We start from the raw sequence: 18,321 nt of genomic DNA on the forward strand, positions 1-18,321 counted from the left end.
CGTGTTCGCAATTCTTGGCGATATCGAGTTCGACCTGATCGGCTACTTCGACGGGTTCGACGCGACCTTCGGCGCAGACTACGCCGAACACGCGCTGCTGCAGGGCAAGCCGCGGTTGCAGCGCATGGGCGACAAGCTCGACGAGATCCGGATCGCGCTGTCGTTTCACTACTGGTACTGCGACCCGGAAGCCGAGCTGGCGAAGCTGCGCGCGGCGGTGAGCGCGAAACAGGCCATGGCGCTTGTGTTCGGCAACGGCGATTACAAGGGCTGGTTTGTGCTGACCGAGGTTCAGTCGACCAGCAAACAGACCGACACGTCGGGAACCGTGCTGTCCCTCGATGCGCAGATCACCCTGCGCGAGTTCGTCGGCGACAAGAAAAACCCGCTCAAGCCGCCGGCCGTACAACCCAAGGTGCCGCCGGCGGCCGCGCAGGCTGTCTCCAGCGTCACGTCGGCGGTGGCCACCGCGCGCGGCACGATCCAGCAGGCCGTGACCTGGGCGAACCAGGCGCAGTCCGCGATGCGCGTAGCCGTCGACGCGGTCAAGGTCGTCCAGAAGCTGAAAGACGATCCGCTCTCGGCGTTGGGTCGCTCCTCGAGCGTGCTGACCAACCTCAAGCAAGCCGCGGAGCCGCTGGCGAAGCTGTCGCCGGCACTCGGGTCGCTCACCGACCAAATCCCCGAAGCCGCCGGCATCCTGCGCGCCAGCAGTACTGCGCTGGACGCCGTTCGATCGGCGCAAGGCCCCTTGGCGAATGCAACGATCGGCACGATTACGGGCGCGATCGACCACGCGGCCGGCCAGCTCGCGACGGCGACCGGCGCGCTGAGTTCTGTCGCACCGAGTCTCAGCAAACTGGCCGCACAAGTCGCGACGCGGAGGATTTGATGTTTCTGACCCACATCACAACCGAAGGCGAGCGGTGGGATCAAATCGCGTACCGCTATTACGGCGACCCGTTCGCGTACGAGCGGATCATCGCCGCGAACCCGAGCGTGCCGATCACGGCCGTGCTCGCGAGCGGCGTCGCGCTGTCGATTCCTGTCGTCGCCGCCGACGACGTGCCCGATGAGGAGCTTCCGCCGTGGATGCGGTAGTCGACACCCCGACGTCGGTCGCCGACGTTCCTGAACCGACCTTCACGCTCGTGTACGAGCAGAAGAACATCACCAACGACATCGCGCCTTACGTGGTATCGGTGTCGTACACCAACTTTCTGTCCGGGCAATCTGACGAGATCGAGGTTGTGCTCGAAGACGTCGACGGCCGATGGCTGGACGCCTGGTATCCGGGCAAAGGTGACGCGCTGACGCTGAAGATCGGCTATACGGGCGCGCCGTTGCTCGCATGCGGCCGCTTCGAGATCGATGAGATTGGCTTCGACGATCCGCCCTCGACTGTCACGATCCACGGGCTCGGCACGGGCGTGAAGGCGTCGGTTCGAAGCCGCAAGGCCAAGGCATACGAACACACGACGCTGGCGACGATCGCGGCGCGCGTCGCCAAGCGGAATCACCTGACGCTCACCGGACGCATTCGGGACATCCGCATTGACCGCGTCACGCAGTATCAGGAACAGGATGTTGCGTTCCTGACGCGGCTTGCGCGTGAGTACGGGTATGCGTTCAAGATCTCAGGCAGCAAGCTCATCTTTAGCGAACTCGCCGACCTGAGGGGATCGGACGCGGTCCTTCAGTTCAAGCGCGCTGACCTGAAATCGATCCGCCTGCGCGACAAGATCAAGGACGTCTATGCGCAGGCCAAAGTCGGCTACCACAACCCGAAAACGAAGAAGCTCGTCGTCTACGGCGTGACTGGTGACTCGGTGGGCGTGGTCGGTCAGTCGGAGGCGGCCGCGGGCAAGCGGAAGCAGTCCGGTCAATCGACAAGCGGCGACACGCTGCGGCTGTCCGCACGGGCCGGATCCAAGGCAACGCTACAGACGAAGGCGCGTGCGGCGCTCGACCAGGCGAACCTTAAGCAAACGGGCGGTTCAGTTGAAATGACCGGCGACACGAAGCTGGCCGCCGGCGCATCGATCGAGCTGCTCGAACTCGGCAAACTATCCGGCAAATACCTGATCGAGTCGGCGCGCCATCGCCTTGATCGCGGCGGCGGCTACCAAACCGAAGTCGAGCTGAAGCGCTCGGCGATTGCCGTCCAGGCTGGCAAAGGCGGCGGCACCGCGAAAAAATCCACGAAAGGGCTCCAAGTCTACGGCGTCACGGCAAAGGGTGACGTCGGTGTCGTGGGGACGACGCCCGTCGCGGCGAAAGGCAAGAAAAAATGAGCGATACCCTCGACGAGTTCGGCGCGACGATCAAGTTCGGCACGGTCAGCGCGTCGAAACCCGGCTTCGCGCGCGTGCGGCTGACCGACCTCGGCAACATGCGGACCATGTGGTTGCCGATCGCATACCCGAAGACCTTGGCCGATCAGGCTTGCTGGACCTACGATAACGGCGAGCAAGTCGCCGTGCTCCTGGACAGCCGGTGCGAGGACGGCGTCATTCTCGGCGCCATCTACTCGGACGCCGACCGGCCACCCGTCACCGACCCGAACAAGTTTGTCGTCCGCTTCAAGGATGGCGCGGTGCTCGAGTACGATCGCGCGACCCACACGCTGACGTGTTCGGGCATGCAGGCCGTGATCGTGGACTCGAAGTCGGAAATCGTGCTGCGCGCGGCCGACAAGGTGACCGTCGACGTGCCGGAGGCGGAGTTCACGCGTAACGTGACGGTCAAGGGCAAGCTGACCTACCTGGGCGGCATGGCCGGATCGGGCGGCGACGGTGCCGCGTTGACTGGCAATGTGACGATCGACGGTAACGTGAGCGCGACCGGCACCATCATGGATGCTGGCGGTAACTCGAATCACCACAGCCACTGAGCTTTTAGCCGGCTTTAATATCCCTCCGACTGGTCGCGCGGCAACATGGCCGCATGACCCAGCTCTCCGAAATCACCTCTGTCCACTGGCAACCCGCCCTTAACCGCGACGGCGTGGTTGAGGGCGTGGACGACATCGATCAGGCGATCCGCCTGATTCTCGGAACTCCCCAGGGCAGCGACCCGCATCGCCCTGAGTTCGGCTCCAAGCTCTATCTGTACCTCGACATGCCGATCGACCGCGCCACGCCGTATGTCGTGCGTGAATCGGTCGACGCAATCCGTCGCTGGGAACCGCGTTGCGAGGTCGTGCGCGTCATCCCGTCGATCGTCGAGTCGCGGGAAACGATCCGTGTGCAGTGGCGCCTTGCTGACGGCGTGATCCGTGAGACGGAGGTGCCGCGATGACGCTCGATGAACCGGATTTCGTCGCCCGCGATCCTGAGGTCATTACGGCCGAGATCGTGGCCGACTACGAGGCGCGCACCGGTAAAACGCTGTATCCGGCGCAGGTCGAGCGCGTCCTGGTCGACATCATTGCCTACCGCGAGACCCTCGTGCGCGTCGGCATCCAGGAAGCCGCGAAGCAGAACCTTGTCGCGTTCGCGCGCGCTCCCATGATCGACTACCTTGGCGAGCTGGTCGGCGTGACCCGACTGCCGGCGCAGCCCGCGAAGACGACGATCCGGTTCTCGGTCGAAGAGGCGCAGCCGTCGAATCTGCTGATCGCGGCCGGCACGCGTGTCGAGACGAGCGACGGTGCAGTTTCGTTTGCGACCGACGTCGACGTGACGCTCGTCGCCGGACAGTTGTCGATCGACGCGGCCGCGACCTGTGAGACGGCTGGTTCGGTCGGCAACGGCTGGCAGCCAGGTCAACTCGGCTCGCTCGTCGACGACCTGGGCGACGTCGACGTGACGGTTTCCAACACCACGGTCAGCACGGACGGGTATGAGGAGGAAGACAGTGATCGCCTGCGCGAGCGCATCAAGCTGGCGCCCGAGGCGTTCAGCACGGCAGGCTCCCGGCTCGCGTACGTTTTCCACGCGAAGAGCGCGCACCAATCGATCGTGGACGTTGGTGTGATCGGCCCGGAGATGGAAATGCGCGACGGCCGGCTGGTTTCTGTCAACGGCGTGCCGCCCGGTAGCGTCCAGGTCTATCCGCTCGTCGACACGGGGCTGCCGAGCGACGCAATCCTTCAATTGGTTCAGGATAACCTCGATGACGAGCGCAAGCGGCCGCTGACAGACTACGTCGACGTCCGATCGCCGACGCCTGTCGACTACGCGATCGACGTGCGCCTGACGCTGTACAAGGATGCCGACGCTACTACGACGATTGCGCAGGCGCGTACCGCCGCGGAAACCTATCGCACTGACCGTGCGGCCGGCCTCGGCCGCGACATCGTCCCGCGCCAGCTCAGTCGCGCCGTACAGGTTCAAGGTGTGTACGACGTGGACCTGCCGGGCCTCGCGCTGCGCGTGCTGACTGGCAGCGAGTGGGCGCGCTGTGCGAGCGTCAACGTCGTGCCAATCGGAGTGGCAAATGGCTGACCTGCTGTTACCGCCTGCGCTGGCGAAAGACGCGCGATTCAGGGCGCTCGCGCAATTGACCGAGCGGCTCGACAACATCGACCTGTCGCCGCTCCTGGTCTACCTGATCGACGGCGTCGACGCGTCCGCCTTGCCGTTCCTCGCGGACCAGTTCTCCGTCATGGGCGAGGACGGTTGGAGTCTTGCCGGGTCCGAGGACGCCAAGCGCGCGCTGATCAAGGGGGCGATCGAACTGCATCGCTACAAAGGCACACCTTGGGCGGTCAGGGAGGTGATCCGGCGCCTGGGGTTCGGCGAGGTCGAACTCATTGAGGGCATCGGGCGCGCCTACTACGACGGCAAAAGCCGCTACGACGGCGTGATGGTGTATGGAGGCAATGGTTTGTGGGCGGCCTACAGGGTCATCCTGCTCGATCGCGCTATCACCAATGATCAAGCGGCGTTGTTGCGCACTACGTTGGCCGCCTTCGCGCCGGCGCGCTGCGTACTCGCCAGTCTCGAATACCGTCGCGTGCCGGTGCGCTACAACAGCGTCGCCCACTACGACGGACAGTACAACCACGGGAGCAGTTAATGGGCAAACTCGTCGAATCTTCCCAATGGGAAGAAGACCTGTATCAAATCGAAGAGGCCGATCCGGTCGACGGCGGTCCGGACGCTGTTTCGAACAGGCAAGCGAAGCAACTCGGCGGCCGCACGCGTTATCTGAAGGCCCAGGTCGAGCAGTCGCAGACGGGCCTCGCGCAGCACATCGCCGCGGCCGATCCGCATACACAGTACGCAACGAAGTCGGATCTTGCGGCGAAGCTCGCCGCGCTCGTCGGCCAGTCGCCGCAGACGCTCGATACGTTGAAGGAGTTGGCCGATGCGCTCGGCAACGATCCGCAGTTCGCGACGACGATCATGAATCAGCTTGGGTTGAAGGCTCCGGTCGACTCTCCCGTTTTTACTGGCATACCGAAAGGGACTACGCCAGCTCAGTTCGACAACGGCCCCAGGCTCGCGACGACGGCATTCGTGCTGCGCGCGCTCGGCAGCTTCTCCGGATTCGCGGCATACAACACCAATACCACGCTAACCGCAGCCACCGCAGGATTCGCGATTCAATGGTATGGCTCGTCTGGCGGCGTCCTGACCCTGCCGCTCGGCTCGACCATGGGTGCCGGTGGTGCCGCGATGGAATTTTTCAACCACGGTAGCGGCCCCATCAGTGTCACCACGCAAGGGAGTGACATCCTTTGGGATGGAGGAGCAAAGCAGCCGGTAACGCTGCAAGTTGGCGACAGTCTCCGAGTCGTGAACCGGAACGGTGGTGCTGAATGGGATATTTCGGGCGGAACGGCGGCTATCCAGTTCGCCAACGTCAAGGGGTTGACCGCGTCGCAGTTCGATAGCAGCACATCGCTCGCGACCACTGAATTTGTGCAGAAAGCCGGCGGCAACTTCCAAACTCGCAAGTACTTCAATGGCTCGTCGAATCTCGTGGCAGCGGACACTGGATCGTGGGTCGAGGCTGGTGGCGCCGGCCCGACGACGATTACGCTGCCGTCTCCGGCTACGAGCAATCTCAGATACACGGTGACAAACGTCACGTCGAACGGTACGGCAGTGACGATTTATACGCCTTCCGCGAGCATCTACAACCAAGCAGCTGCGTCCTCAACGATCTCACTCGATGTCGGTGCGACGATCGAACTCGTTTCCGATGCGTCAAACTGGACCGTCGTCAGCCACTACACGCGGAGTCCGAGCGCCCAGACCCCCTCGCTTCCTGACGGCAGCGCGAGACTCGCGACGACGTTGTTTGTCAAAAGCTGGTTGCAAGGAGTCACGACGACGACTGGCGTAAGCGCAAGCACAACGCTTAATGCGTCGGCATTCGGCCAGGCAGTGGTCGTGACGGGTGGAACGCCGACCATCACGCTTCCTCCTGCAAATTCTGGGGTGAATGGTCAGGGAATATTGATCGTCAATGACGGTGGCGCCGCCGCCGGCTATGCGACCGTTGCTGCCGCTGGGGGCGACGTGATTTCGATCGTCGGAACGTCGATTAATCTGACGCTCGGCGAATCGCTAGTTGTGGTCACGAACGGCTCGCAATGGTGGCCGATCGGCGGCACCGCAATGCTGAAAAAGACGCAGCGCTTGCTTGTAAACACCGTTGCCGACGATGGCTCGTCAGCTCTGCAGGTAGGTGGGATTGCAAAGGCGGCAACCCCGACCGCTGGCGACAGCAGCACGAGTCTCGCTACGACGGCTTTCGCTAATTCCGTGGGTGGAGTGGTTGGATCGACGCGAAATGGGCAAATGTCCGTCACGGCAGCGAGTTCGACTGCTACATTTACCGCGGATGAGGTTGTCCTAGAAACGGCACTCGGCGGCGCACCAATCCGCCTTGCGAACTTCAACAATTCGATCAATATTGCGGCGAGCGGTAGCCCGGGGGGCATGGATACCGGTGCGGCACCGGTAAATGGCTATGTCGCGATCTACGCGATCTACAACCCCACGACCGGTGCATCGGCTCTCTTGGCAACGAATGCGACGAACGCAAAGGCGCCGGAAGTATATGGTGGCGCGAATATGCCTGCTGGCATGAAGGCAAGCGCTCTCGTGAGCGTGTGGCCAACGAACGGCAGTGGACAGTTTGTCGTCGGTTACCAAATAGATCGCAGGATTTCAATTTCGAACGTCATTGCCGTTAGCTCGAGTTCTCAAGTTACTAGCTTTACCGCAGTCAATGCGTCGTCAATCATTCCACTGAACGCGAGGGCCATATCGGGAAACCTTAACATATCCACGACTTCGGCCCTGGGGGCCCAAACCACCATTAGCCCGACCGCGAGCACCATGGGTTCTCAGCAGATAGCGTCAAGTGCGTCGAGCGGGGGCGGATCGGCAGGGAATGCGCCTTTCAACAACATGCCGATCATCACGCGGCAGACGTTCTACTGGCAATCGCTGTTATCCAGTGGCACGTTTGGCAGCGGTTATGTCGTGATCGGTGGTTACGAAATTTGAGGACGGAAATGGCAAAAATCAATGTCCAATTTACTGACGCCACCGAGACCGTGATATCCGCATATTTCAATGGGCCTCAGAACGAGGAGGCGTATGCGAACCTCGGGACGGTCGACACGAGCGACAAGCGCTGGGCGACGTTCTTCGCCGTAGTTGGGGGCGCGGAGTGTGGTCTTCCGGCCCCGACTGCATCCTAGCTTTGATGGGCTGTCGTAGCTCGGTTCCGGCAGCCCAAGAGCTTCCTCAACAGACTTTTACCGGGCAACTCAATGGTCCGGTAGGTTACCCATGACAACACGATGGTAATGACAAAAAATGCAACGAAGAAGCCCCGGCTGTTATAGGGTAGCTCGTGTCCAGACGCGATTCCTACGATGTGTGTGGCGAGTTGCACGGGAAAATGCACCAAGTAGATCGAATATGAAATGGTGCCGAGAAACACGAGCGGAGGAAGCCTAAGCGCTGTGTTGACGACGACGCCACGCATCGCGCCGATGATCAGCGTGGGAAAGAGAATCAACGTAATCGCAAGGTCCAGGCCGCTCGCAAATTTCGAACTCGCGCAGTAGTACAGGAAGCACGCAATCGATGCGGCAGCAAGGATGTCGTAGGCAAATTTCGAAATTGCAACATCATCGAGCGCTGAGTTGATGCGGAACAGGGCGACTCCGATACAGAATCCGAACGTTGCTCTGAAGATATCGTTGTCGACGCCGATGAAGGTCGCATTGCTTATCAGGCCGTTACGTAACACGGCTACGAGCGCGAGTCCGAATCCAACGGCCATGAGAACAACCGCTGCCCTTCTACGAGCCAAAATGACGGCCAAGAATGCAATGTTCACGACGAACTCAGCAGAGATTGACCAGGACGGAGCGTTGAACGAGAACCCGCGCTCAAGCCCGGTTCTGTTTAGCAGCAGCACGTTTAGGACAAATTCTCGCGTGTCGTTACTCGTGTAGACAAATGGTGGTGAATTGAGGTGGTGAACCAATACCCATTGCATGACTGCGACAAGGCACAGCATGACAAAGTGCAGCGGATATAGGCGCGCGATCCGATCGCGGAGATTCGCCGAGAAATTCGTCGAACGTCCTCCATTCCAGTAGGTGCGTGCGAGCACGAACCCAGACAGCACGAAGAAGAAGTCGACCAGCAGAAGCCCGTGACCGTAGAACGGGGCCATCAGCGTAGGAAACGGAGACGCACGAAAGTGGTTCGTGTAATGCCAGGCGATCACCCCGATCGCGGCCAATCCCCGGAGGCTATCTAGTTCGTGCAGCCGTTCGTTTCTGCTCATCGCACCGTGTCCTGAAGTCGAATTCGCGCGATTGTACCAACGTCGTCGTTCAGGTTAACCCGGGCATCGGGCGGCAGCCGGCCGCGAATCCGGACATGGGATGGTCAGTGCTCGTGTTGGTCTTTCCGCCGGCCGGCGTGTGAATCTGCAATTTCTTTCCATCTATCACAAAGAAAGCTGCCCCGAATTTATCGCGCGGTTACGCACCTAAATATCGCGCCGCGCTTCACCACGACCTCGACCTCGGCGGCGACGCATGACGGCCGCCGCCCACTCCCCGCCCTCGCCCGCGGACGACGACCACCCGGACGCGTCGCGCCTGTTCATGTCGTCGCTGCCGCCGGGCCGGCGCGAGCGGCGGCTCGCGCTCGCGACCGTGCTCGTGTCCGCCGTGATCTTCGCCGCGCTGGCGCCGTTCGCGGGCAGGCCGCTGGCGCCGGGCTGGGCGTTCATCCCCGTGTACCAGTCGGCGATCGTCGTCAACGACATGGTGACGGCCGGCCTGCTGCTCGGCCAGTACGCGATCCTGCGCGAGAAGCCGCTGCTCGTGCTCGCGGGCGGCTACCTGTTCACGGGCTTCATGGCCGGCACCCACATGCTGACCTTTCCCGGGCTGTTCGCGCCGACCGGCCTGCTCGGCGCCGGCGACCAGACCACCGCCTGGCTGTACCTGTTCTGGCACGGCGGCTTTCCGCTGGCGGTCGCCGCGTACGCGCTGCTGCGCGCGACATCGCGTGCCACGGACCCGATCCCCGCCCCGCAGCGCCGTGCGGCGATTCCCGTGGTGCTGTGCATCGCGGCCGCGGTCGGCGCGACGGTCGCGCTCGCGCTGCTCGCGACGGCCGGCCACGACCGGCTGCCGCGCATCATGAACGGCAACCGGATGGCCGCGACGATGACGAACGCGATCACGGTCGTCTGGGGGCTGAACCTGGTGGCGCTGATGCTGATGTGGCAGCGGCGGCGGCGCCATTCCGTGCTCGACCTGTGGGTGATGACGGTGCTCGTCGCGTGGCTGTTCGACATCGCGCTGTCGTCGATGCTGAATCACGGGCGCTACGATCTCGGCTTCTACGCGGGGCGCGCGTACGGCCTCGTCGCGTCCGGCGTCGTGCTGTTCGCGATGCTGTTCGAGAACGGCCGGCTGCATGCGCAGACGGTGCGCGCGCTGGCCGGCGCGCGCTACCAGCATCTGCTCGTCGTGCAGAAGAGTGCGCAGCTGAACGACGCGAACGAACGGCTCGAACAGCGCGTCGCCGCGCGCACCGCGCAACTGAGCGCGTCGAACCGCGACCTGCGGCGCGAAGTCGAGGACCGCGTGCGCGCGGAGCGGGCGCTGCAGGCGTCGCGCGAGGAGTTGCGCGAGATCGCCGCGATCAGCGCGAGCGCACGCGAAGCCGAGCAGCGCCGCATCGCGCGCGAGCTGCACGACGAACTCGCGCAGACGCTCGCAACGCTGAAGAACGATCTCGAATGGCTGATCGACCGCGTGCCGCAGGACGATGCGCAACTGGCGCGCAAGATCGCGGCGATGCACGCGCTGGCGCGCGGCGCGGTGGCCGCGACGCGCCGCATTGCGTCGGACCTGCGCCCGCTGATGCTCGACGATCTCGGCTTCGCCGCGGCGATGCAATGGCTCGTGGAGGATTTCCGGCACCGTCACGGCATCGAATGCGCGCTGCACGTCGACCCGCCCGAGCTGCAACTCGACGAGCCGTACGCGACTGCGGTGTTCCGCATCGCGCAGGAAGCGCTCGCGAACGTCGCGCGGCATGCGGCCGCGAAGCATGCGACCGTCGAACTCGTGCATGCGAACCATGCGATCGAGCTGACGATTCGCGACGACGGCGCGGGCTTCGATCCCGGCGTGCCGCGCAAGTCGGGATCGTTCGGGCTGGTCGGGTTACGGGAGCGCGCGTATCTCGTGGGCGGTACGCTGCGGATCGCGACGACGCTCGGCGAAGGGACGACGGTCGAGGTGGAGATTCCGCTGTCGCCTGCGCAGATCAAGGTCGCGCATGGCGGGGATGGGGGGCCGCGCGGGTAGTTGGGCGAAGGCTGTGGTGCGCGCGGGTGTCGAACGGCGGCAATCGCGGCCTGCCCGGTGAAATACAAGCCGGATCCCGACGCTTCAATCGACGGCCTTCGTCACGCGCGCCGCTTTCAGCATGCGCTCGAGTTCTGCCAGGACAAGTGCGGCATCGATGTATTCGCCGGTTCGCCGCGCCTCGTCGCGCGATGCCAGGCCACGCGCAACCTGCTCGCGCTGCAGGCCCTGACGACCGCCGCGTTCATCCCGCATCCGGCCGGCAGCGACATCGGGCTCGGGTTCGTATCGACCGCCCGGCTCCTGGATTTTCCGACGAGCTTCGTCGGCGCGTTCTCGGTGCCGTTCATGAACGTGCCGCTCGGGTTCATCGCGATCGCCTGGTGGCTCGGCACCGCGCTCATCGCGCAGCCCGCCTACGCGCGCTACCGCGTCATGGTGCGCGGCCGCCCGTCGGCGCGGGCCGTGCTGTGGCGCGGCGCCCGCTCGTGGCTGATCTTCACGACGGTGCTTCTTCTCATCGCGACGCCCTTCCTGCGGCGCTACGAAATCGTCACACCGGATCACCTCTACGTGCGGCACCTGTTCGACTGGCACGAGCGCGCGTATCCGCTTGCATCGCTGAAGGCGATCCACGTGGGCGATCCCGGCACCAGCCGCGGCATCGTCACGTGGGACTTCATCTTCGACGGCGACAACCGCTTCACGACGACCGCCCCCGACATCCACGCGCTCAAGTACCTGCTGTCGAACACGCACGCATCGGCCAACTCCTCGTTCGTCGGGAACCGGTTGATGAGGCGGTAACGCCGCGCTCCGTCACGCCCGCGCCGCCACCATCCCCCGCTCCGAGCGCGTCCACGCGACCAGCGCGCCGATCCCGAGCAGCGCGAGGCACACGATCGGCACGATCATCGGCCCGAACGCGGTGCCCGTCACCTTGCCGGCAAACGGCATCAGGTTCTGGCTGAAGAAGCCGCCGAGGTTGCCGATCGAGTTGATCGCCGCGACGCTCGCCGCCGCCCGCGCGCCGGTGAAGTAGCGCGGCGGCATCGACCAGAAGCACGGATACAGCAGCGGGATGCATGCCCCGCCCAACACCAGTGCGATGAAGCGCAGCGGCGTCGACGGCAGCACGAGGCTCAGCAGGAAACCCAGCGCTCCGAGCGCCGCGACGATCGCGATCGTGCGCAGGATGCTCTTCGCGCGGCGCAGCTTCGCCGGCAGCCACACCAGCAGCACCACCGCGAGCGCCCACGGCAGCATGCTCAGGAAGCCGTTCGTGCTGCTCGACACGCCGAACGACTTCACGAGCGTCGGCAGCCAGTACGTGACACCGTACAGCGACGTCGACATCAGCATGTAGGTCGCCGCGAACAGCATCACGCGCGGATCGAGCAGCGCCTTCCACGGCTGGCCGTGCTCGGCCTGCGCAGGCTTCTCGCGTTCGAGCGCGGCCTCGACGACCTGCTTCTCGCGCTCGTCCAGGAAACGGGCGTCGCGCACCGATGCGGGCAGCACGCGGAACACGACGATCGCGACGATCACCGCCGGGATGCCCGTCGCCACGAACACCCACTGCCAGCCCGCAAGCCCCCACACGCCGTTCAGGCCCAGCAGCACGCCGCCGACCAGCGAGCCGAGCATGTTCGCGAGCGCGCTGCCGAGCGTGAAGATGCCGAGCACCTTCGCGCGATAGCTCTGCGGAAACCACAGCGTCAGGTAATAGATCACGCCCGGATAGAAGCCGGCCTCGGCGATGCCGAGCACGAAGCGCAGCGCGCAGAACGCGGGCATCGACGTCGTGAAGCCCATCAGCACCGTGATGAGCCCCCACGTCAGCATGATCCGCGCGAGCCACACGCGCGCGCCGTAGCGATGCAGCGCGAGCGTGCTCGGCACCTCGAACAGCAGGTAGCCGATGAAGAACAGCGACGACGCGAGCCCGAACGCGGCTTCCGTCATGCCGAGGCTGTGCACCATCTGCAGCTTCGCGAAGCCGACGTTCTGCCGGTCGATGAACGCGATCAGGAACATCACGACGAGGATGGGCAGCAGGCGCCGCGCCATCTTCGACATGATGCGCTGCTCTTCGGCGGACGCGGGGTCCAGGGTTTCGGTGGCGTTCACTTCAGGCTCCTTGCGTGAATCGGTTGCATAGCGGTTGCATAGCGGTTGCGTATTGGTTACGTATCGGGTGAATCGGCACCGTGCGCGACGAACGCACGGGCGCAGCGTGTTTCGATGAAAGGGTCTGTGGCGGCCTCAGCCCGACCGGTAGGCGTCGAGCATCGGCGCGAACATCTCGTGCCATGCGCGCGGCTTCGCCTTGATCGTGCCGGCCAGGTACAGGAATTCGACGTAGTCCATCAGCTGGTTCGGCAGCACCGAGAAGCGCGTGTCGGGTGCGGCGAGCATCCGCATCACGTCGTCGTGCGACACGCCGACGCCCGACGAGGCTGCATAGAGCGCAGCCGCCGCGCGCGGGTCCTGCGCGATCAGGCGGTTCGCCTCGTCGAGCGCGCCGAGGAACGCGATGGCCAGCGCGGGCTCCGTATCGACGAGCCGCTTCGGTGCGAACACGACGTCGAGCGTCATCGGGCCGAGCACGTCGACCGAATTCACGACGCGGTGAATGCCCGGCTGCCGCAGCTCGAGCGTCGAGAACGGCGGCGACGTGAAGTGCGCGGTGACGCCGTTCTCGCGGCGGATCAGCGCCTGCATCGCCTGCGGATGCGGCAGGTTCACGGTGATCGAATCGAGCTGCGCGAAATGCTTCGGGCCGAGCTGCCGGCTCGCGACCATCTGCAGCACGACCGCCGACAGCGACGTGCGGATGCCCGGCACCGCGATCCGGTCGGACGGCGTGAAGTCGCGCAGCGACACGAGGCCCGGCCGGTTCGCGTTCAGCGACAGCGACGTGGTCGACAGCCCGCTGATGCCGATCACCTCGACATTCGGAATGCCGCGCGCCCGGGCCCACAGCTCGATGAAGCCCGGTGCGCCGGCACCCGCGAAATCGAGCGTGCCGGCCATCATCGCGTCGTTGACGGAATTGCCGCCGTCGAGCAGCACCCAGTCGACCGCGACGTCGCGCACGCCGTGGCGCGCGGCGTGCCGCTCGAACAGCCGCTGCTTCTCCATCACGAGCAGCGGCAGGTACAGCACGCCGTAGCCTTTGGAAATCCGCACCGTGCGCGGCGTTGCGCGCACGAGCGACGGCGCGGCCAGCACGCCGAGCCCGGCGGCGATCAAGGCGCGGCGGCGCGGCGACGTCGTCATGCGCCGGCCTTCCCGGCACGCGCGGGATGAGCCGCGAACGCCATCGCATCGGCCGCCATGCGGCTGCGGCCCGCTTCGCCGCACCGGCGAGCGCAGGCCGGCGGCGCGCTGCGCCGCGCGTTCGTCGCGCCCGTTTGCTGCTGCATGTTGCCGTCTCCTGTGGTTCTGGTATTAATGGCCGTCCTTGCAACTTCCGGCTCGACACAGGTTATCGACCGAGTCTGAGAAAATGCTGACATCCCGGCCCCGGGAAAACCCCTAACCCACTCACCTGCGAAACGGCACCATGCGCATTCTCGTCGTGGAGGACGATGCCGAAATCGGCGCGGCGATCCGCAGCCGCCTGGCGCGGCTCGGCCATGCCGTCGATCTCGAGACCGACGGCGCGACCGCGCACGGGCTGCTGCGCGTCGAGCGCTTCGACCTCGTCGTGCTCGACGCGAACCTGCCCGGCATGGACGGCTTCACCGTATTGCGCCACCTGCGCGCGTCGGGCAGCACGACGCCCGTGCTGCTCGTCACCGCGCGCTCGGCGATCGACGACCGCGTGAGCGGCCTCGGTCTCGGCGCCGACGACTACCTGGTGAAGCCGTTCGACTACCGCGAGCTCGATGCGCGCGTGCAGGCGCTCCTGCGCCGCAACAGCGGCCACGCGAACGACGTGCTGACGCTCGGCGGCCTCGTGATCGACCGCAGCAGCCGCCTCGCGGAACTCGACGGCCAGCCGCTGTCGCTGTCGCGCCAGGAATTCGCGCTGCTCGAAATCCTCGCGAGCCGCCCGCAGCGGATCTTCTCGAAGGACGAACTGCTGAACCAGCTGTTCAGCTTCGGCAACGAGCCGACCGCGAACGCGGTCGAGCAGTACGTGACACGCGTGCGCAAGAAGCTGCAGGGCAGCTCGGTCGAGATCCGTACCGCGCGCGGGATGGGGTATCAGATTGCCGCGCACTGACTGGTTCCCGAAGACGCTGTTCGGGCGCACGCTGCTGTTCATCGCGCTCGTCGTCGCGAGCGGCGCGCTCGCGCTCGCGGCGATCGCGCGCTACTACGCGGGCGTCGCGGCCGAACGCGCGTACGACCAGTTGCTCGCCGGCGCATCGATCCAGGTCGCGGAAAACCTCTACGTGCAGGGCGGCGTGCTCGCGCTGAATCCGCCGGTGGCCGCGCTGTCGACGCTGTCGCGCTACGACCTCGTCTACTACAAGGTGGTCGATTCGCGCGGCGTCGTCGTGGCCGGCTACAGCGATCTCGCGAGCCCCGCGACGCTCGCCGCCGCGAAACAGGGCCCCGCGTTCGCGAACGGCATGTACCAGGGGCACCGGATCCGCACCGCGACCATCGCACGCTACATGCCCGAGGAAAGCACGCCGGGCTGGGCGCTCGTGACGGTGGCGCAAACCACCCACGCGCGCCAGCAGCTCACGAACGACATGAGTTTCAAGGTGTGGACGCTGATCCTGCTGATGAGCGTGCTGGCGATCGGCGCGAGCGGCCTCGCGATCCGGCGCGGGCTGCGCCCGCTCGCGCAGATCGGCACGATCATCGCCGCGCGCGATCCGGCCGACCTGCGGCCGGTGGCCGTCGACACGCCGAGCGAGATCGACGCGATCATCGGGTCGATCAATGGGCTGATGCATCGCCTGGCCGAGCGGATCAACGCGATGCAGCGCTTCATCGCCGACGCCGCGCACCAGATGCGCACGCCGCTCGCGCGGCTCGACGCGCAGATCGAGCTGCTCGACGGCGAAGCCGATCCCGCGCGTCACGCGGCGCGGCTCGATGCGTTGCGTGCGACCAGCTCGGACGTCGGGCGGCTCACCGGGCAGTTGCTCAATCATGCGATGGTGATTCATCGTACCGAGGCCGTGCCGCTGCAACCGGTCGAACTCGTCGCGCTCGCGAAGGACGTGCTCGGCCGCACGATTCCGCTCGCGGGCGAGCGCGATGTCGCCGTCGCGTTCGCGAGCGACGCGCCGCTCGCCTGGATCGACGGCGACGCGATCAGCCTGCAGGAAGCGCTGTCGAACGTGCTGCACAACGCGCTGCTGCACGGTCATGCGGACGACATCGTCGTGTCGGTCGCGACGCAGGGCAACCCCGCCGATAGCGTGACGCTGACCGTCACCGACAACGGCCGCGGGATTCCGCGCGAACACTGGGATGCCGCGCTGCAGCCGTTCGTGCGGATTGCACCGGACGGCAGCGAGCGGCGCACGGGGTCGGGCCTCGGGCTCGCGATCGTGCAGGAAGTGATGAAGGCGCACGGCGGGCGCGTCGGGTTCGCGTTTCCCGAGGCGGGCGGGTTTGCTGTGGTGCTGACGTTTCCGCGCGCGGCAGGGGGCTGAAGCAGAAAAGGCATGAACCGGCGAACCTGCGCCGGCGCATGCGCATGCGCATGCGCGGCAGGCGATCAATCGTCGCTGTCGCTGTCGTCGTCGAAGCGATTGCGCGCTGCGTGCCGCGCGACCAGCCGGTCCAGCTCGTCATACTGACGATCGCAGAAAAGACGGCACAACGTGTCGACGTCCGCGCGCGAATCGACGTCGATCGTGTCGACCTGCTGCTCCAGCTTCCCCTTGCCGATCCCGAACAGCCCCTTCTTCATCCGCATGGAGACGGCATTCAGCTGGAAGCCGTCCGCATGCGCGCCGCTCAGCGCGGTCACCCACAATTCCCGCCGATCGCCGGCCTGCTGCAGCACGAGGGCCGGCAACGGGCCTTCCTGCGTGTCGTCCCATTCGGCATGCTGCGCCGCCCACGGGAATGCGTCGAATGCACGGACGAACGACGCATAGTCGGTCACACCTTGCGGATCGAGTTGATCGAATGCGTAGCCGGCTTTCTGAAGGGCGTAGGTCAACATGGCGCGGCGCTCCCGATGGCAGTGACGGTGACTGAGCGCTAATCTACCCGACAATTCGGTGTACATCGCGGTCTTTCGCGATGCCCGCATCCTGGCGCCGCCATCAGCCACGCCGGCTACGCCGCCACCGCCTCGCCACCGAGATACGCATCGCGCACACGCTCGTCGTCGAGCAGCGCCTTCGCAGGCCCTTCGAGCACGACGCGCCCCGTCTGCAGCACGTACCCATAGTGCGCAATCTCCAGCGCGAGGCTCGCGTTCTGCTCGACCATGAACACGGTCACGCCCTGCTTGTTGATCGCGTCGATCAGTTCGAGCACCTTGTCGACGTAGAGCGGCGACAGCCCCATCGTCGGCTCGTCCATGCAGATCAGCTTCGGCCGCGCCATCAACGCGCGCGCCATCGCAAGCATCTGCTGCTCGCCGCCCGACAGCGTGCCAGCGCGCTGCGTCAACCGCTCGCGCACACGCGGAAACAGGTCGAGCACGCGCTCGTAGTCTTCCGCCACTGCCGTGCGGTCGCCGCGCGTGTATGCGCCCATCAGCAGGTTCTCGCGCACGCTCATGTCGCCGAACAGCCGCCGCGCCTCGGGCACGGCCGCGATCCCGCGCCGCACGCGCTGCGGCGTCGCGAGCGCGGTCACGTCGTCGCCGTCGAAGCGCACGACGCCGCGCTTCGGCCGCATCAGCCCGAGAATCAGCTTCATCGTCGTCGACTTGCCGCTCGCGTTGCCGCCGAGCAGGCTGACGATCTGCCCGCGGCCGACTTCGAAGTTCACGTCGAAGTGCACCTGTACCGGCCCGTAGAACGTATCGAGGTGTTCGAGTTTCAGCAGCGCGTCGGTCATCGTCGTATCGGGTCTCGAAGAAAGGGCGCTCATGCGGCCGCCTGCGTCGTGCGCTCGGCCGGCGCACCGCCCGCATGGCGGCGGCCGAGATAAGCCTCGATCACGCGCGGGTCGCGCCGCACGTCGCGCGGCGCGCCTTCGGCGATCTTCACGCCGTTGTCGAGCACCATCACGCGATCGGACACGCGCATCACGAGTTCGAGCTTGTGCTCGATCAGCAGGATCGTCAGGCCGCGCGCCTTCAGCGACTGGATCAGTTGCAGCATCTCGGCCGTCTCCGTCTCGTTCATCCCGGCCGTCGGTTCGTCGAGCAGCAGCAGGCGCGGATGCAGCGCAAGCGCGCGGCCGATCTCCACACGCCGCCGGTTCGCATACGACAGGCTGTGCGCCGGATGATCGATGCGCGGCGTCAGCCGCTCGCCGAACCCGGCGACGATCGCGCGCGCCTCCTCGCGCAGCGCGGCTTCCTCGCGCCGCACCGCCGCGGGCCGCACGAGCGCACGCCACACCTC

General features: G+C 65.4%; 19 protein-coding genes and 1 pseudogene. 12 read left to right on the plus strand and 8 right to left on the minus strand.

Annotated features, from left to right (window positions below):
• The first annotated feature begins 1 nt into the window (after position 1).
• The 8 genes from G3N64_RS17875 to G3N64_RS17910 are packed head-to-tail and all read left to right on the plus strand — an operon-like array spanning position 2 to position 7,469.
• On the plus strand, positions 2-892 hold the full coding sequence (locus tag G3N64_RS17875; RefSeq protein ID WP_205785121.1) for a phage tail protein: 891 nt from the start codon (positions 2-4) through the stop codon (positions 890-892).
• Positions 892-1,101, plus strand: coding sequence for a tail protein X (locus tag G3N64_RS17880; protein ID WP_205785122.1), 210 nt, complete (start codon positions 892-894; stop codon positions 1,099-1,101). The genes G3N64_RS17875 and G3N64_RS17880 overlap by 1 nt, the downstream gene beginning before the upstream one ends.
• Positions 1,089-2,294, plus strand: coding sequence for a contractile injection system protein, VgrG/Pvc8 family (locus G3N64_RS17885; protein ID WP_205785123.1), 1,206 nt, complete (start codon positions 1,089-1,091; stop codon positions 2,292-2,294). The genes G3N64_RS17880 and G3N64_RS17885 overlap by 13 nt, the downstream gene beginning before the upstream one ends.
• Complete coding sequence (locus G3N64_RS17890; RefSeq protein WP_205785124.1) at positions 2,291-2,893, plus strand: phage baseplate assembly protein V; 603 nt, start codon at positions 2,291-2,293, stop codon at positions 2,891-2,893. Before G3N64_RS17885 ends, G3N64_RS17890 begins: the two co-directional genes overlap by 4 nt.
• Before the next feature lie 53 nt (positions 2,894-2,946).
• Positions 2,947-3,300: a GPW/gp25 family protein gene (locus G3N64_RS17895; protein WP_205785125.1), complete on the plus strand. Its 354-nt coding sequence runs from the start codon at positions 2,947-2,949 to the stop codon at positions 3,298-3,300.
• Entirely contained in the window at positions 3,297-4,448 is a 1,152-nt protein-coding gene (locus G3N64_RS17900; RefSeq protein WP_205785126.1) for a baseplate J/gp47 family protein, read from the plus strand. The genes G3N64_RS17895 and G3N64_RS17900 overlap by 4 nt, the downstream gene beginning before the upstream one ends.
• Positions 4,441-5,022: a phage tail protein I gene (locus tag G3N64_RS17905; RefSeq protein WP_205785127.1), complete on the plus strand. Its 582-nt coding sequence runs from the start codon at positions 4,441-4,443 to the stop codon at positions 5,020-5,022. The genes G3N64_RS17900 and G3N64_RS17905 overlap by 8 nt, the downstream gene beginning before the upstream one ends.
• Positions 5,022-7,469 (plus strand): hypothetical protein, encoded by a 2,448-nt coding sequence (locus tag G3N64_RS17910; RefSeq protein WP_205785128.1) that lies wholly within the window; start codon positions 5,022-5,024, stop codon positions 7,467-7,469. The genes G3N64_RS17905 and G3N64_RS17910 overlap by 1 nt, the downstream gene beginning before the upstream one ends.
• A 193-nt stretch (positions 7,470-7,662) precedes the next feature.
• Here the strand turns inward: G3N64_RS17910 and G3N64_RS17915 are convergent, their stop codons facing one another.
• Positions 7,663-8,769 carry an acyltransferase gene (locus G3N64_RS17915; protein ID WP_205785129.1) on the minus strand — a complete coding sequence of 369 codons (1,107 nt, stop codon included), beginning with the start codon at positions 8,767-8,769 and terminating at the stop codon, positions 7,663-7,665.
• 256 nt (positions 8,770-9,025) lie between these two features.
• On the opposite strand from G3N64_RS17915, the gene G3N64_RS17920 reads away from it, so the two are divergent.
• Complete coding sequence (locus G3N64_RS17920) at positions 9,026-10,816, plus strand: sensor histidine kinase (protein WP_205785130.1); 1,791 nt, start codon at positions 9,026-9,028, stop codon at positions 10,814-10,816.
• A gap of 84 nt (positions 10,817-10,900) precedes the next feature.
• Here the strand turns inward: G3N64_RS17920 and G3N64_RS40415 are convergent.
• Positions 10,901-11,050: pseudogene (locus G3N64_RS40415) on the minus strand (prevent-host-death protein); the annotation flags it as partial.
• A gap of 114 nt (positions 11,051-11,164) precedes the next feature.
• Between G3N64_RS40415 and G3N64_RS40420 the strand changes: the two are divergent.
• On the plus strand, positions 11,165-11,623 hold the full coding sequence (locus G3N64_RS40420; protein ID WP_241021056.1) for a hypothetical protein: 459 nt from the start codon (positions 11,165-11,167) through the stop codon (positions 11,621-11,623).
• 12 nt (positions 11,624-11,635) lie between these two features.
• Here the strand turns inward: G3N64_RS40420 and G3N64_RS17930 are convergent, their stop codons facing one another.
• From G3N64_RS17930 to G3N64_RS17940, 3 genes are all read right to left on the minus strand, one after another.
• Entirely contained in the window at positions 11,636-12,946 is a 1,311-nt protein-coding gene (locus G3N64_RS17930) for an MFS transporter (protein ID WP_205785132.1), read from the minus strand.
• A gap of 135 nt (positions 12,947-13,081) precedes the next feature.
• Positions 13,082-14,098, minus strand: a complete 1,017-nt coding sequence (locus G3N64_RS17935; RefSeq protein ID WP_205785133.1) for an ABC transporter substrate-binding protein — start codon at positions 14,096-14,098, stop codon at positions 13,082-13,084.
• Positions 14,095-14,244 (minus strand): hypothetical protein, encoded by a 150-nt coding sequence (locus G3N64_RS17940; protein ID WP_205785134.1) that lies wholly within the window; start codon positions 14,242-14,244, stop codon positions 14,095-14,097. The genes G3N64_RS17935 and G3N64_RS17940 overlap by 4 nt, the downstream gene beginning before the upstream one ends.
• A gap of 140 nt (positions 14,245-14,384) precedes the next feature.
• Here G3N64_RS17940 and G3N64_RS17945 point away from each other — a divergent pair, with 140 nt between their 5' ends.
• Positions 14,385-15,050 carry a response regulator transcription factor gene (locus tag G3N64_RS17945; RefSeq protein WP_174944973.1) on the plus strand — a complete coding sequence of 222 codons (666 nt, stop codon included), beginning with the start codon at positions 14,385-14,387 and terminating at the stop codon, positions 15,048-15,050.
• Entirely contained in the window at positions 15,037-16,443 is a 1,407-nt protein-coding gene (locus G3N64_RS17950) for a sensor histidine kinase (protein ID WP_205785135.1), read from the plus strand. Before G3N64_RS17945 ends, G3N64_RS17950 begins: the two co-directional genes overlap by 14 nt.
• Before the next feature lie 65 nt (positions 16,444-16,508).
• Here the strand turns inward: G3N64_RS17950 and G3N64_RS17955 are convergent, their stop codons facing one another.
• From G3N64_RS17955 to G3N64_RS17965, 3 genes are all read right to left on the minus strand, one after another.
• Positions 16,509-16,961, minus strand: a complete 453-nt coding sequence (locus G3N64_RS17955; protein ID WP_205785136.1) for a hypothetical protein — start codon at positions 16,959-16,961, stop codon at positions 16,509-16,511.
• 116 nt (positions 16,962-17,077) lie between these two features.
• Positions 17,078-17,842, minus strand: coding sequence for an ABC transporter ATP-binding protein (locus tag G3N64_RS17960; protein ID WP_205785137.1), 765 nt, complete (start codon positions 17,840-17,842; stop codon positions 17,078-17,080).
• Positions 17,839-18,321 (minus strand): ATP-binding cassette domain-containing protein (locus tag G3N64_RS17965; RefSeq protein WP_205785138.1); only part of this gene is annotated, 483 nt, incomplete at its 5' end. The genes G3N64_RS17960 and G3N64_RS17965, both read right to left, overlap by 4 nt.

It is taken from the genome of Burkholderia sp. Ac-20344, from assembly GCF_017104975.1.
Taxonomy (GTDB): domain Bacteria; phylum Pseudomonadota; class Gammaproteobacteria; order Burkholderiales; family Burkholderiaceae; genus Burkholderia.